We start from the raw sequence: 14,378 nt of genomic DNA, 5'->3' as shown, positions 1-14,378 counted from the left end.
CTGTCAGAATTAAATCAAAAATCACAACTCCCTATCGGTGAACCATCTGGTGCTTTGATTTGATCAGGGATTTTAAACTCATCAGGTTCCTCTAAAAATCGATCGATTTGACTTAGGACATATTGATAATATTCCCCATCATCATTGGTGGTTCTTCCTGTTCGTCCGGAAGCGTATGACTTAATCGCTTTTATTTTTGCCAGTGCTTTGGCCTTCACCTCGGTATAGGCCCGGTCACTTACAGCTAGTCCCATGAGTTGTTTCAGCATTTCCATTTCCACCACTTTCTGAATCATTCGATCCAAGGCGTTTGATGAAGGTCTCATCCATGTAGCAGCAGTAACCCTGTCCAATACTGCATCTACACCTAGCTGTTTTGAGTCTCTGGCTTTATATGTAAGTAATCGATTAAACCGATCTGCATTGAAAATGAATCCGAATGGCAAGCTTGCTGCGGTCTCTACTGCTGCCAGGTAATCGAATGCCGGACCTGTTCGCGACTGGAATGTCTCTCTTGACCTCCCATAACCAAATGCCCGTGGTGGAATTTGACTTAACAGTTGCTCCGGTAGCTTTAAACTCTCTGGCTTCACTGTATTCAGCAAAGCCTCTAGTGCCGCCATTTGTTTATCTGCAGAAATCATTTCAGTTATTACCTGATCACTACCACGTAGTGCATAGCTATAATTCAGCCCACCAATCAATTTAGAAGTACCATCAACCTGATATCGATGGAACAAATACATTGGCACCAACACTTCCTCGATGGAGCTCATAGGCATGCCGGTTTTGATTGCCTTTTCTGAGAATTTATCCAGAATGGTTCTTCTGATTTTCATCATGCGGTTCAGTTCCACAGCAGCATTGGTGCCATTGTCCCACAGGTGAGCCTCAGGATGTAAACCACTAGCTGGGCGAGCATCCTGATCCGTGATGTATCTCAAATCACTGTCAAAAGCTTCATCTAAAATGGCTTTGAGTTTCTCTTCATTTTCCCCTTCCGGGAAATCACTATAACCATATGTAATGGTCACCTTATCCCAGGCACCAATATTATCATCATATGCTTCACTCAAATCAATATTTCCCTGATCATCCATCTTAACATATGGGTGCGGGTAGTCCATTACAGAAGCACGATCATTGACACTTGCAGCAAAATTGTGAGCGAGTCCTAGCGTATGTCCTACCTCATGAGCAGAAAGCTGACGCAATCTGGCAAGCGCCATTTCTGTCATGGCATTCGGTTTTTCATCCCCATTTTCATAGGGTTGCAAAAGCCCGGTAGCAATCAGAAAATCCTGACGCACCCGTAACGACCCCAAACTCACATGCCCTTTGATCATCTCGCCTGTTCGCGGATCGGTGATCCCACTACCGTAACTCCACCCTCGAGTAGAACGATGCACCCATTGAATGACATTGTATCGAACATCCAGTGGGTGTGCTCCTTCCGGCATTACCTTCACCTGAAATGCATCCTTGTATCCGGCTGCCTCAAACGCCTGATTCCACCAACTCGCTCCTTCGATTAGAGCGGAACGAACAGGTTCAGGAGCCCCTCGATCGACGTAGTAGATAATCGGTTCAACCGGCTCACTGATCTCAGCATCGGGATCTTTTTTCTCAAGTCTGTGGCGAACGATGAATCGCTTCACCAGTGATTCTTCAATAGGTGTGGCATAATCCTGATAGGAGATATTGAAAAATCCGCATCTGGGATCAAACGCGCGAGGGGTGTAATTATCATCCGGTAGCTCAATAAATGAATGGTGTGTACGTACTGTCACAGCATCAGGCGTTGGAGTCACCGATCGTAACCACCAGCCTTTTGCATCTCCACCGAATGTTAGTATCGTTTCAAACTCCGTGTTTTTAGGAAAATTGAATGTTGCGTCCATGTAAATCGCAGACCTTGATTTGTCCACTGAAAAGTTGCCTTGATTCGAACCTCTTAACCTTCCGCTCACATCATGAGAATCCCTTAATAGCCAATCTGTGATGTCGATCAGGTATGCACTTTCACTTTTTGTTTTGATTTCAAACCCACCAATAACCGAGCTGGCAAAAGCTTCAGCCACCGATTTTACTTCATCCTGATTATTGCTGACTGCCCTATAATCCAAATTAGGCTGAATGAGCAACAGCTTATTTCCATGTTTTTCGAATCGAACCACTCGTTCGCCTCCCAGCTGCCCTCTGTCCAGCCCAATGTCATTGGACCCGATCCCTGCTGCTAATGAATTTACGTAAAGAAACTCTTGATTGACTTTATCCACCTCTAGGAACATTCGACCTACCTCATCATCATAGTAAAAGTTAAAAAAGCCTTCTTGTTTCTGCATCCCTGTTGTTAAATCCGCAATCGAATTTGATTGATCGGATGACGAACTGGCCGGTGCATTGGTGGATTGGCAACCAACCATAAATGAGACAAGAATCAATGTCAGAAAAGTGTAGGTTCTCATTGTTGTATATTTATAAAAGCTATTCAGAATAATCAATTCATTAAAGTAAAGCATTGATCACCACAATCATAATAGTAATTGTATCAATCTATGTTATCGTTAATGTAGCGGCATATTTCTTACAGGAGAAGTTCTTATTCAAGCCCGAAAAGTTGCCCTCTGACTTTCAATTCAAGTATGGGGAACAAAATGTGCAAGAGCACAACCTCTACATCGGTGACGATGTGCGAATAAACGGTGTACACTTTAGTGTGAATAAGCCCAAAGGAGTAGTGATGTATTTGAAAGGCAATTCACGCTCCATCAAAGGGTGGGGTAAGTTCGCTATTGACTTCAACCGACTGGGATTTGATGTGGTGATGGTGGACTATCGGGGATTCGGAAAAAGCACAGGAAGAAGATCGGAAAAGGAGATCAAAGGAGATTTGCAAAAAGTATATGACATCTTAAAAAGCAAAGTACCAGAAAAGTATGTGATCATTTATGGAAGATCGATGGGCTCTGGTTTTGCCGCTAAGCTAGCCAGTAATAACAGCCCAAAAATGCTGGTTCTGGAATCACCTTATTACAGCATGAAGAAAGTGGCCAAGCGATACATCCCCTTTCTACCGGCCTCACTTATCTTGAAATTTCCACTGACTACTTACAAATGGATCAAGTACGTTGAGTGCCCGATAAAGATCATCCATGGTACCAAAGACAAATTAATCCCTTACAAATCAAGTTTGGCACTGGCAGAAATCAATCCATCTCTAACTCGCGTATATTCCGTGATTGGTGGAGGGCATAACAATCTGCATACTTTTGAGGAGTATCATCGTATGCTTGAAGAAGCGTTGCACTCTGATGAGCTGAAACCAATTGATCCAGAGAAATCTAGCTTAAATTTTAGTAGAAAGAAAAATTAACGAAGGTGTCTGCATTACGAATACTTGCCATTGTATTGCTGTGCATTTATGTGCTGATTGGATTGGCGATTTATTTGCTGCAAGAGAGCCTCATCTTCTTGCCTGAATCCTTGCCCAGAGATTATGAATATGCCTTCGAAAAAGAGTTTGAAGAGCATAATCTGACCATGGAAGATGGGTCGGTCATCAATTCCCTTTATTTCAAACTGCAGGATTCCAGAGGGTTGATCGTTTACTTTCACGGGAATGCCGGGAACCTTGCGCGATGGGGAGAAGTGACCGAACCCTTTGTAGACTTAGGTTATGAGGTTCTTATTATAGATTATCGAGGCTATGGTAAAAGCACTGGAAATCGGACGCAAACCAAAATGCTCGGTGATTCGGAAGAGGTTTATGGCTTTGCCAAAAAGCTGGAAAGGGAAGAACGGATCATCATATTCGGGCGATCACTAGGATGTGTGTTCGCCTCTTACCTGGCTTCCAAAAACAATCCGGATAAACTCATTTTAGAGACCCCATTTTATAGTTTGATAGATGTGGCCAAGAAGCTCTTCCCGATCTACCCAACATCATGGTTACTGCAATTTCGTTTCCCCAATCACCAATATCTGAAAGATGTCAAAGCTCCAGTCTACATTTTTCATGGGACGGATGACGAGGTGGTGCCATACGAATCCGGAGAAAAACTTTATGAAGAACATAAGGATAAGGCGACTTTTATTTCTATTGAAGGGGGTCACCATAATGACCTGGCAAGATTCGATCGCTATTGGGAAGAAATGGAAAAGGTGTTGATCGATGAGTGAATCACTATACTTTATAGCTGTTTTACCCCCTGAAGACATTCAGTATGAGATCACTGCATTGAAGCATGAAATAGCCGAAAAATATGAAAGTAAGCATGCACTTAGATCGCCTCCTCACATCACCCTGCTCATGCCATTCAAATGGAAGGATAAACGATACGATGAGTTAAAAGAAGTAATGAGAAGTCTGAACGCTGACCTGGAACCAATCGAAATTCAGCTAAAAGATTTTGACTTCTTTGAACCGCGGGTAGTTTTTGTCAATGTAGTGGAAAATGAAAAGCTAGAGAAGCTCCAGAAAAAAGTAGTAGATGCGTGCAGGATGCAACTCAAGTTGGATAATGCGAACTATAAAGGCAAACCCTTTCATCCTCATGTCACCATTGGTTTCCGTGATTTGAAGAAGCGAATGTTTTATGAAGCGCAGAAGGAGTTTGGGGAACGAAAAGTGGGTTTCAAGTTTCTAGTGAATAAAATCACACTCCTAAAACATGATGGTACGAAATGGAATGTGGTGAGTTTGTAATGTGATTGTTGGATGAAAAAGTTATTGTCTCTTTTCTACTTCTTTTTTGCTTGATTAAAGAGCCTTCAAGAAAAAGACAACTAGTTGCCCCACTCAAACACTCCGGTATCTTCGTCCTTGTACAACCTCGCACTCTGCACATCGTCAAAAGCACGGAAGTGTACCAGGTTTTCCTGATCGCCCCAGACCTCATGAAGGATAGTATTCCGGACTTTAACCTGCTTTAGTTTCTTCACCTTTTCAATTTCAATGTAGCACCACATCACATCCTCTTCAATCTCTGCACCGATGTAATTCAGTTCATATTTTCTGTCTTTTTCATCCCACAGCTTCATTCTGTCCAAAAGATACTTTTCCAGGTTTTCATTGATAAAATCCCAGCTTTCTTTCGACATGATATTAAGCTTTTCATCTCCCGAGTAGGCTCTCAGTGCCAGCTCCAGATCATCCAAAAAAATACGTGTGCTAATTTGTATTACTTTCTGGTCTTCTTTGTATTTGATGTCGGAGACACTGACATGAAACGGGTGACTAACCAACTGAAAAAGTAAGAGCACAAGTGTTATCATGATTCAAATCTAGACAAAGAGTGTGCCTGGTTCCAATACCGTTCATCAAATCATCTGTTAGAATAAATCTGGAGATCAACTCCTTGTTTTATATTCGCTACCCCATGAGTGAATTTAGGCTGTACTACGGACTGGGTTTTGACCATATTTTGGATGTCAATGGCTATGACCACATCCTGTTCGTTGTGGTTCTTTGCGCACTCTATCAGTCAGTAGACTGGAAAAAAGTTTTGATATTGGTCACGGCATTCACCATTGGTCACTCCATCACGTTGGCTCTGGCTACCATGCGGATCATCAAGATCAATGCAGACCTGATCGAATTTCTCATTCCGGTCACTATTTTGATTACAGCGATTTCTAATCTTTTCACCAAAGAGGACAGAATTGCTGAAGGAAAAATATGGAGAAACTATGGATATGCTGGTTTTTTCGGGTTGATACACGGGCTTGGTTTTTCCAATTACCTCAGAGCACTTTTGGGTACAGACAAAACAATTATCCTTCAGCTTTTTGCCTTTAATGTAGGATTAGAGGTGGGTCAAATAATAGTCGTTGGATTATTCATGATCATTAGCTTTATTTTCGTCGGTTTAGGTGGAGTAACTCGCAAAGATTGGAAGATGATCATATCGTCGGCAGTTGGGGGTATTGCCCTTATGCTCATGCTGGATACAAATTATTTAAACTGAAAATATTATTAACTAAAACGTAACTATGAAGAATAGCATTCTACTAATTGTAGCGTTTCTGGTCGGCACAGCAGGGATGGCGCAGGATCGAAAACAAAAAGACACAGAATGGGAGCAAAAATTTGAGCAGCTGGGTACCATGTTGCCCACGCCAAATGTTTATCGAACAGCTTCCGGAGCTCCCGGACATCAGTACTGGCAGCAAAAAGCCGATTACAAAATGAACATCGTGCTGGATGATAACAAACAGACAATCACAGGGAGTGAAACAATCACTTACTACAACAACTCACCGGACGACCTGGAATACCTATGGGTGCAGCTAGATCAAAATATGCGTGCACGAAACTCAGACTCCCCGCTGATCGAGTCATCTGACATGGAAGATACCTTGAGCGCTCGGGAAGTGTTCCGCCTGACAGGAGATCAGGAGTATGATGGTGGGTTCAAAATAAAGTCAGTGAAAAGCGCCGGAAAAGACATGAGCTACCTCATTAATAAAACGATGATGCGAATCGATTTAGCCCAGCCTTTAAAGTCAGGCGAAAATATGACATTCAGCATTGACTGGATGTACAATATCAACAATCGGATGACTGATGGTGGTCGCTCTGGGCTAGAGTACTTTGAAGAGGACGGAAACTACCTCTATACAATCGCACAGTTCTTCCCACGTATGGCGGTTTACATCGACAATGAAGGATGGCAGAACAAGCAATTCCTTGGAAGCGGAGAGTTTGCGTTGACTTTTGGTGACTATGAAGTTGATCTGACTGTGCCATCAGACTTTATTGTTGGAGCTACAGGGGTTCTTCAAAACCCTAAGGAAGTGCTAACAAAAGAACAGCAAGAGCGATTTGCTCAAGCAAAGAAAAGCTATGATAAGCCGGTCATCATCGTAACAGAAAAAGAGGCGAAGAAAAACGAAAAGACAAAAGCGACAGGGACGAAGACTTGGAAATATAAAGCTGAGAATGTAAGAGATTATGCCTTCTGTGCATCCAGAAAGTTCATTTGGGATGCTATGGCTGTGAAATTAAGTGAAGGAAATGAGCCCTTGGCCATGTCGTATTATCCAAAAGAGGGTAATCCGCTTTGGGAAGAATGGTCTACTGTGGCTGTGGCACAAACCCTTAAAACGTACTCCAAGTTCACAGTGGAATATCCCTATCCGGTGGCCATCTCGGTACATACCGCATCCATTGGAATGGAGTATCCGATGATCTGCTTCAACTACGGACGTCCTGATCCTGATGGCACCTATTCAGATCTAGTAAAACATGGAATGATTGGAGTAATCATTCATGAAGTGGGACACAACTTCTTCCCAATGATCATCAATTCAGATGAGCGTCAATGGACATGGATGGATGAAGGTCTCAATACGTTTGTTCAATACCTGACCGAACAGGAGCTTACTGATGAGCTTGGGTATGTATTTCCTTCCAAAAGAGGCCCTGCACACAAAATTGTGAACTATATGAGTGGGGAAAATGGGTTGGTTCGTCCTATCATGACCAACTCAGAGCAGATTCGCCAATTTGGAGCAAATGCCTATGCCAAGCCAGCTACTGCATTAAACATCCTGAGAACGGTAGTGATGGGGCCGGAGTTGTTTGACAAGGCTTTTAAGACATACGCAGAGCGATGGGCATTTAAGCACCCAACACCTGCCGATCTATTCCGAACAATGGAAGATGCATCTGCCGTAGATCTGGATTGGTTCTGGAGAGGCTGGTTCTATGGAACGGACTATGTAGATGTAGACCTGGCAAATGTTCGTTGGTTTCAGATGCAAACCGAGGAGAATGGCCTTGAGACCAGAAACATTAAAGGCTCTGGTCAGAGTATAGACGGCAATAACAGCAGTAAGGGATTTGGTACTGATCCAAATGCGTTTGTTTTTGAGGAATATCAAGGCAAATACAGGGAATTCAACCAATCCGTAAATAATGAAAAAATTAAGCAGTCGGCTGCTGGTAAGAACTTCTATGAGTTGACGCTTAAAAATCAAGGTGGCTTGGTGACGCCTGTTCTTATTCAGTGGACGTATGCTGATGGTACAGTAGAGCTGGAAAAAATACCTGCTGAGATCTGGAGAATCAATGAAAAAGAAGTGAAAAAAGTCTTCGTAAAGGACAAAGAAGTCGTTAAAATTGTGATTGATCCGGATCGAATGACAGCAGATACGAACGCTGCAAACAATGTATTCCCAAGATCAAATGAAGGAGATCGATTTGATAAGTTTAAAAAAGGGAAGGATTAATTAAAACGAACACAACCAACCTAAACTATAAGGGAGACCATCACGGTCTCCTTTTTTATTTCCTATCTTTAGCACAAACATTAGATGCCATGAAAAATCAGTTGTTTTTCGTCCTAACTATCCTTCTTCTTACTGCCTGTTCTACAGGCTCATCTTCATCAGAATCTGCCGATACTACCTCAGTTGCAGATGGCGGTGAGTTCGTAGCTTATAATAATCCCCCAGCAGAAGGGTTCAATCAGGAAGGCTCTGATCTACTTGCAACCCTTCTTGCTGATAAAACCATGCAGGCCATGGGGGGCAGAAAGGCTTGGAACAATACACGCTACATCAAGTGGAATTTCTTTGGTAGACGCGATCATATCTGGGATAAATGGACTGGAGATGTGCGCATTGAAGTTCCGAATGATAACCTCATCATTTTGATGAACATAAAATCAAAAGAAGGAAAAGCCATGAAAGATGGAATAGAAGTAACAGACTCGCTAGATGTCTATCTTCAGCGAGGATATGAAATGTGGGTAAATGACTCCTACTGGCTGGTAATGCCATATAAATTAAAGGATACCGGTGTTACGCTAAAATACCTAAGGGAAGACACGACTCAAATTGGTGCACGTGCCGATGTACTTAGTTTATCATTTGATGATGTGGGGGTCACCCCTCAAAATGTTTATGAAGTTTGGGTGGACACTGATTCTAAATTGATTACTCAGTGGGCCTATTATCCAGATTCGAGTACGATTGAGCCTCGTTTTATTACCCCTTGGGCTGACTATAAAAAGTATGGTGAGATTCTGCTGTCAGGCAACAGAGGCCAATATTCCCTGGAAAACATAGAGGTGCTTGATGAAGTCCCAGAAGGAACATTTTCAGAGTTTGATAGCGTACTATGAAAGGGAATGAGCACGACATTCAGGATTCATTTAGTTGATCATGGTGCAAACCATTCCCAGATAAATTCCATTATTGTATCAAAGAATATGATTATGAAAGCAATTTGGAATGACAAAGTGATCGCCGAAAGTGACGAAACTGTGGTAGTAGAAGGAAATCATTACTTTCCTCCATCGTCAATCAAAAAAGAGTATTTCAAAGAAACCAATACACATACCCACTGCCCGTGGAAGGGTCAGGCCAGCTACTATACGTTGGAAGTGAACGGTAAAGAAAACAAGGATGCTGCATGGTACTACCCAGAGGCCAGCGAACTCGCGAAAAACATTGAAAATTATGTGGCTTTCTGGAACGGTGTTAAGGTTGAGGACTAAGGTTTCCCGTTAGTGGGTAGCTTGACCTTTGGTTTCTTCAAATCATAAGCAATATAAAAGCTGCGCAAAACCAGCGTCAAGACAAATGGTACTAGGGATTGATGTATGGGCTGAAGTAAAAACCCCCATACCAAAAGCAATCCGCAGTACCAGTATGCATTTACCTTGAAATAAACTTTGAAGAAGTGCCTAAGCTTTTCTTTTCCAACAAAAAAGATCAACGGAAAATGAAACGGAATAGCCCACAAAATGTCAAGGTTGTTTTTAGACATGTGCTCAGTACCAATCCACAGGTAAACCACCCACCATCCAACAAATCCCGCAAAACCAAAAAGTAGCATGTCAATCCATTTGGTTCTTTTACCTGACTTAAGATTTCTATGAGTAATTAGTCCGGAAACAAAAAAGAGTATCACAAAGAAATTAAAAGGAGTGACCCAAACTGACAGGGAACTCTCCTCTTTAGGTATAAATGCGTCTACCGATTTTTTTACGAGAGGTACCTCCTCACCGTCTCTCAAAATAGTGGCCCCTGAAAAAGCTTTATGAATGTATGGAGGAAGAAACATGTATTCCTCAGCTTTTGCTTCCTGATCCACTTCCATTCCCAGTCCCACATCAATTCCAAAGTCCCCCCAATCCTGCTGACCCAAATAATCATCCATTAGCTGCCTGAACGTCTTTCCCTCTTCCCTATAGCTTAGATCAAAAGTGATTCTCCCTGGAAAGTTTTCTTGTACCACGTCCCTGATTTTAGTGGCGCAGTTGTCGTATACATAATGATAGAGATACTCCGCATTTTCTGGCTTAACATTGTTCTGAAGAAAATCAAAAAGCCTCTGTGTCTCTTGCGGTGTGAGGTCTAGATACTGAAGCTTGATATAACGCTTAAAATACCGTTGAACCCTGTATGTTCTGCTCCATTCTCGCACCCCCACTTTGTACTTGAGCAGTCCTCTGGCAAAGTTTAAAAAGAAGTTTTCCTGGTTAAAATCATACAATCCATAGTCATAAAACCAATCGATCCCGTTGGCAGGATCCGTGACTCTAAAGCCATTATGACCAAACGCAGACCATGGTTCACCCTGATAAGGGCCAATTGTCACTACTGCAATTTCAGCCTCCTCCGATAGTCTAATCTGAGCTTCACAAAATATAGAAATTGAAATAAGAAGGGCCAGAAATACGAATCTCATGATTCAAGTGTTTACTTTGTTTTACAATGTTGGTCAATCTACACGATAGCATCTCGCTCGCATCAAAACTAACGCCAAAAAGGATATCCAATGCATGGAAAATCTGGCAGAGCTATCAAAGGGCTGTTAAAAACGGCAAAGCACAGATTTCGGGACTCCCAATCAGCATGGCTATTGAGCCAACAACAGCCTGCAACCTCAGATGTCCCGAATGTCCCAGTGGATTGCGGTCTTTTACGCGCCCTACCGGAAAACTTGATGTATCCCTCTTTGAAAAAATAATGCTGGATGTCAGTGATCACCTGATTTATCTTACTTTCTATTTTCAGGGTGAACCCTACCTCAACCCTAAGTTTTTAGACATGGTAAAAATTGCTAATCGACATAATATTTATACCACTACGTCCACCAATGCCCATTTTCTTGATGATAAAAACGCAAAACAAACAGTAGAAAGCGGATTGGATCGTTTAATTATTTCCATCGATGGCGCTTCACAGGAAACGTATGAGTCTTATCGCAAAGAAGGTGACTTAACCAAAGTGCTGGAGGGAACGAAGAACATTCTGAAGTGGCGGAAAAAATTAAAATCAAAAGGCCCTAAAATCGTGTGGCAGTTCCTTGTAGTAAAACCGAATGAGCATGAGATTCCAAAAATAAAGGAGCTGGCAAAGGAATATGGAGTAGACAAGGTAGCTTTCAAAACCGCACAGATTTATGACTATGAGAAAGGTAGTGAACTGGTCCCTTCTATAGATAAATATTCACGGTATCGATCCAATGGAGATGGCACCTATTCCATCAAAAACACACTGGAAAACAAGTGTTGGAAAATGTGGCAGTCCTGTGTAATCACCTGGGAGGGTCAGGTTATTCCCTGTTGCTTCGATAAAGATGCATCTCATAGTATGGGAAATGTGAGTGAACAATCATTTAAAGAAATCTGGCATTCCCGACCCTATCAAAATTTCCGAAAAGCCCTTTTGACCTCTCGCTCAGAAATAGAAATTTGCAAAAACTGCACAGAGGGGCTGAAGGTTTGGGCCTGATGTACTTATTTCGCATTGCAATTCACACAACTCATGAAATTCGAACGAAATAACCGTACCGACGAAGAATTACTTACCATCCACCAGGCGTTGGTCACCCCACGGTTGATCGAGGAAAAAATGCTGATACTCCTCCGTCAGGGCAAAATAAGTAAATGGTTTTCAGGAATCGGGCAGGAAGCCATATCTGTTGGTGCTGCTTTGGCCCTTGACAAAGAAGAATACATCCTCCCTATGCACAGAAACCTGGGCGTTTTTACCACTCGTGGCGTTCCATTTCAAAGGCTTTTCTCACAGTTTCAGGGAAAAATGAATGGATTTACGAAAGGAAGGGACAGAAGTTTTCATTTCGGAACTCAGGATTATAATATCGTTGGGATGATCTCTCACCTTGGTCCACAACTCGGCATTGCTGATGGGATAGCCCTCTCTCACTTACTCCGTAAAGAAGAAAAAGTAAGCCTCGTATTTACCGGAGACGGTGGTACCAGTGAAGGAGATTTTCATGAGGCGGTCAATGTTGCATCCGTTTGGAAGCTACCGGTTGTTTTCGTGATTGAAAACAATGGGTATGGACTTTCTACCCCAAGTCGGGAGCAATTCAATTTTGACTCATTTGTTGTCAAAGGGCCTGCCTACGGCATGGAAGCATATAGTGTAGAAGGCAACTCCATACTAGAAGTCTTGAATGAGTTGGAGCCACTGGTTGAAGATATTCGAAAAAATCCTCGCCCAGTCATTTTCGAAGCAAAGACCTTCAGAATGAGAGGACACGAGGAAGCCTCAGGAACCAAATATGTTCCCAAAGAGCTGATGGAAAAGTGGGCAAAGAAAGATCCGGTTAAAGGTTTTGAAAGCTTCCTGATCAAAGAAGGGGTTTGCACTAACGATGAAATTGGAGAAATCAGAAAGTCCATCCAAAAAGAAATAAATGAGGCAGTGAAGGAGGCCTTTGCAGAGGATACTATTAAGGCGAATACAGAAACTGAGCTTGCGGATGTGTATTTCCCATATGAACAGAAAGTCACCGCTCCAAAAGGAAAGAAATCATCCAAACGATTCGTGGATGCAATTTCTGATGGGCTTAGACAATCACTGGAAAAACATCCTGAGCTGATCATAATGGGGCAAGACATTGCCGATTATGGTGGAGTATTTAAGATCACCGAAGGCTTTATGGAGCAGTTCGGGAAAGAAAGAATCCGCAACACCCCTTTGTGTGAAGCGGCAATTGTCGGGACCGGTCTCGGATTGAGCATTGCGGGAATGAAAGCAGTAGTAGAAATGCAATTCGCTGATTTCGTAACCGAAGGTTTCAATCAGATTGTCAACAACCTGGCTAAAATTCACTACCGCTGGGGACAAAATGCCGATGTTGTAGTGAGGATGCCAACAGGGGCAGGTGTAGGAGCCGGACCTTTCCACTCCCAATCCAATGAAGCATGGTTTTTCCATACACCTGGACTAAAAATTGTTTATCCATCAAATCCGATTGACGCCAAAGGCTTGCTGGCTGCTGCAATTGAGGATCCAAACCCCTACCTGTATTTCGAACACAAAGCACTGTACCGCTCATTGACAGAAGATGTACCAGATGCCTACTATACAACTGAAGTTGGTAAAGCGGTGGTTTGCCATGAGGGAACTGACTGTACTATTGTCACCTATGGTATGGGTGTTCACTGGGCCATGCAATATGCAAAACAGGCCAGGCATTCTTTGGAGGTTGTAGATCTCAGAACACTGCTTCCTTGGGATAAAGAAACGGTAGCTACATCCGTTCGAAAAACAGGACGGGTTATGGTCTTACATGAGGATTGCCTCACAGGAGGTATAGGCGGTGAAATTGCTGCGTGGATTTCCGAGCATTGCTTTGAGTACCTGGATGCTCCTGTCATGCGAGAGGGAAGCCTGGACACACCCGTTCCTTTTGCTGCAGATTTGGAGAAGAATTTTTTGCCAAATGAACGACTAGAGGAAAGGCTTATTCAGTTGGTTAAATATTGATTAAAACTTCACTCCTAAATCTATAGAAAATACAGTGTTTCTTAATTGAAGATCACCAAACCCATCTTCAGCACCATTTACCACGTTCATTAATCCTCGTTGATAGGAAAACCCTCCGAATATGGCTGTATTTATACCCGCTCTAAATTCAATTCCCGCACCAAGAATCACGGGGATATCAATAGGGGTGAATTTCTCAACTGTGGTATATGAGGGGTCTTCCTCTTCATTAAAAACTAAGATTTCCAGGGCTGATCCAATCTGCAAAAATCCTTTTAAGTCTGGTGCTATTTCATTCGTGAACAGCTTGAGGGTAGCAGGAATTTGCAGGTATTGAAGCTTATATTCTTCCTCTATGGTTCCGCTTGCATCACGAAATGCCACTCGCTTTGGAAGATAGATCAATCCAGAGCTTAAAAAGTACGTATCCGATAAGGTCTTATCCGCAACCAGACCTACCGAAAATTTCATTTTCGAACCATCATTTTCTACGGTTTGTGCGTCATTCTTAGCACGATTTGCTGCAACCACAGGTGCCAGTTTCAGACCAAGCTTAATCTGAGCCATGGAACCAAGGGAGGCAAAAATTAGGAGAGAAAATATAAACTTCTTCATGTTCG

General features: G+C 42.6%; 13 protein-coding genes. 9 read left to right on the top strand and 4 right to left on the bottom strand.

The window, feature by feature from the left end:
• Positions 1-14: 14 nt before the first annotated feature.
• Positions 15-2,468, bottom strand: a complete 2,454-nt coding sequence (locus ACXAH9_RS10690) for a zinc-dependent metalloprotease (RefSeq protein WP_474894848.1) — start codon at positions 2,466-2,468, stop codon at positions 15-17.
• Positions 2,469-2,521: 53 nt separating this feature from the next.
• On the opposite strand from ACXAH9_RS10690, the gene ACXAH9_RS10685 reads away from it, so the two are divergent.
• Genes ACXAH9_RS10685 through ACXAH9_RS10675 form a run of 3 tightly spaced genes read left to right on the top strand, consistent with a single transcriptional unit; the run spans position 2,522 to position 4,708 of the window.
• Positions 2,522-3,376: an alpha/beta hydrolase gene (locus ACXAH9_RS10685; RefSeq protein WP_474894847.1), complete on the top strand. Its 855-nt coding sequence runs from the start codon at positions 2,522-2,524 to the stop codon at positions 3,374-3,376.
• A gap of 5 nt (positions 3,377-3,381) precedes the next feature.
• The gene (locus ACXAH9_RS10680) at positions 3,382-4,182 is read left to right on the top strand and encodes an alpha/beta hydrolase (RefSeq protein WP_474894846.1); all 801 of its coding nucleotides are present in this window, start codon (positions 3,382-3,384) and stop codon (positions 4,180-4,182) included.
• Positions 4,175-4,708, top strand: coding sequence for a 2'-5' RNA ligase family protein (locus tag ACXAH9_RS10675; RefSeq protein WP_474894845.1), 534 nt, complete (start codon positions 4,175-4,177; stop codon positions 4,706-4,708). The genes ACXAH9_RS10680 and ACXAH9_RS10675 overlap by 8 nt, the downstream gene beginning before the upstream one ends.
• 80 nt (positions 4,709-4,788) lie before the next feature.
• Here ACXAH9_RS10675 and ACXAH9_RS10670 read toward each other — a convergent pair whose 3' ends face one another.
• The gene (locus ACXAH9_RS10670; protein WP_474894844.1) at positions 4,789-5,277 is read right to left on the bottom strand and encodes a DUF6702 family protein; all 489 of its coding nucleotides are present in this window, start codon (positions 5,275-5,277) and stop codon (positions 4,789-4,791) included.
• Positions 5,278-5,381: 104 nt separating this feature from the next.
• Between ACXAH9_RS10670 and ACXAH9_RS10665 the strand changes: the two genes are divergently transcribed.
• The 4 genes from ACXAH9_RS10665 to ACXAH9_RS10650 all read left to right on the top strand — a co-directional run bounded on the left by ACXAH9_RS10665 (position 5,382) and on the right by ACXAH9_RS10650 (position 9,506).
• Positions 5,382-5,969, top strand: coding sequence for a HupE/UreJ family protein (locus tag ACXAH9_RS10665; RefSeq protein ID WP_474894843.1), 588 nt, complete (start codon positions 5,382-5,384; stop codon positions 5,967-5,969).
• Between the two features lie 25 nt (positions 5,970-5,994).
• On the top strand, positions 5,995-8,235 hold the full coding sequence (locus ACXAH9_RS10660) for a M1 family metallopeptidase (RefSeq protein ID WP_474894842.1): 2,241 nt from the start codon (positions 5,995-5,997) through the stop codon (positions 8,233-8,235).
• 89 nt (positions 8,236-8,324) lie between these two features.
• Positions 8,325-9,131 (top strand): hypothetical protein, encoded by an 807-nt coding sequence (locus tag ACXAH9_RS10655; protein WP_474894841.1) that lies wholly within the window; start codon positions 8,325-8,327, stop codon positions 9,129-9,131.
• A 93-nt stretch (positions 9,132-9,224) separates the two neighbouring features.
• A complete protein-coding gene (locus ACXAH9_RS10650) occupies positions 9,225-9,506 on the top strand; it encodes a DUF427 domain-containing protein (protein ID WP_474894840.1) in 282 nt (93 codons plus the stop codon).
• On the opposite strand, the gene ACXAH9_RS10645 is transcribed toward ACXAH9_RS10650, so the two are convergent.
• Positions 9,503-10,702: a lipoprotein N-acyltransferase Lnb domain-containing protein gene (locus tag ACXAH9_RS10645; protein ID WP_474894839.1), complete on the bottom strand. Its 1,200-nt coding sequence runs from the start codon at positions 10,700-10,702 to the stop codon at positions 9,503-9,505. The two genes, ACXAH9_RS10650 and ACXAH9_RS10645, sit on opposite strands and share 4 nt — an antisense overlap.
• Before the next feature lie 26 nt (positions 10,703-10,728).
• Here ACXAH9_RS10645 and ACXAH9_RS10640 point away from each other — a divergent pair, with 26 nt between their 5' ends.
• Together ACXAH9_RS10640 and ACXAH9_RS10635 are read left to right on the top strand one after the other, a co-directional pair.
• Positions 10,729-11,751, top strand: coding sequence for an SPASM domain-containing protein (locus ACXAH9_RS10640; RefSeq protein WP_474894838.1), 1,023 nt, complete (start codon positions 10,729-10,731; stop codon positions 11,749-11,751).
• A 33-nt stretch (positions 11,752-11,784) separates the two neighbouring features.
• Positions 11,785-13,758 carry an alpha-ketoacid dehydrogenase subunit alpha/beta gene (locus tag ACXAH9_RS10635; protein ID WP_474894837.1) on the top strand — a complete coding sequence of 658 codons (1,974 nt, stop codon included), beginning with the start codon at positions 11,785-11,787 and terminating at the stop codon, positions 13,756-13,758.
• On the opposite strand, the gene ACXAH9_RS10630 is transcribed toward ACXAH9_RS10635, so the two are convergent.
• The gene (locus ACXAH9_RS10630; RefSeq protein ID WP_474894836.1) at positions 13,759-14,373 is read right to left on the bottom strand and encodes a porin family protein; all 615 of its coding nucleotides are present in this window, start codon (positions 14,371-14,373) and stop codon (positions 13,759-13,761) included. It lies immediately after the preceding gene.
• Positions 14,374-14,378 lie beyond the last annotated feature (5 nt).

The sequence above is a fragment of the Ekhidna sp. ABH4_415 genome (assembly GCF_056161305.1).
The sequence above is the reverse complement of the archived record's forward strand: the minus strand, read 5'-3'. Positions and strand labels throughout refer to the sequence as shown.

Excerpts from the sequence above, each read along its gene's own strand:
- ACXAH9_RS10690 (WP_474894848.1), bottom strand. The coding sequence starts at position 2,468 with ATGAGAACCTACACTTTTCTGACATTGATTCTTGTCTCATTTATGGTT.
- ACXAH9_RS10675 (WP_474894845.1), top strand. The coding sequence starts at position 4,175 with ATGAGTGAATCACTATACTTTATAGCTGTTTTACCCCCTGAAGACATT.
- ACXAH9_RS10670 (WP_474894844.1), bottom strand. The coding sequence starts at position 5,277 with ATGATAACACTTGTGCTCTTACTTTTTCAGTTGGTTAGTCACCCGTTT.
- ACXAH9_RS10665 (WP_474894843.1), top strand. The coding sequence starts at position 5,382 with ATGAGTGAATTTAGGCTGTACTACGGACTGGGTTTTGACCATATTTTG.
- ACXAH9_RS10660 (WP_474894842.1), top strand. The coding sequence starts at position 5,995 with ATGAAGAATAGCATTCTACTAATTGTAGCGTTTCTGGTCGGCACAGCA.
- ACXAH9_RS10655 (WP_474894841.1), top strand. The coding sequence starts at position 8,325 with ATGAAAAATCAGTTGTTTTTCGTCCTAACTATCCTTCTTCTTACTGCC.
- ACXAH9_RS10650 (WP_474894840.1), top strand. The coding sequence starts at position 9,225 with ATGAAAGCAATTTGGAATGACAAAGTGATCGCCGAAAGTGACGAAACT.
- ACXAH9_RS10645 (WP_474894839.1), bottom strand. The coding sequence starts at position 10,702 with ATGAGATTCGTATTTCTGGCCCTTCTTATTTCAATTTCTATATTTTGT.
- ACXAH9_RS10640 (WP_474894838.1), top strand. The coding sequence starts at position 10,729 with ATGTTGGTCAATCTACACGATAGCATCTCGCTCGCATCAAAACTAACG.
- ACXAH9_RS10635 (WP_474894837.1), top strand. The coding sequence starts at position 11,785 with ATGAAATTCGAACGAAATAACCGTACCGACGAAGAATTACTTACCATC.
- ACXAH9_RS10630 (WP_474894836.1), bottom strand. The coding sequence starts at position 14,373 with ATGAAGAAGTTTATATTTTCTCTCCTAATTTTTGCCTCCCTTGGTTCC.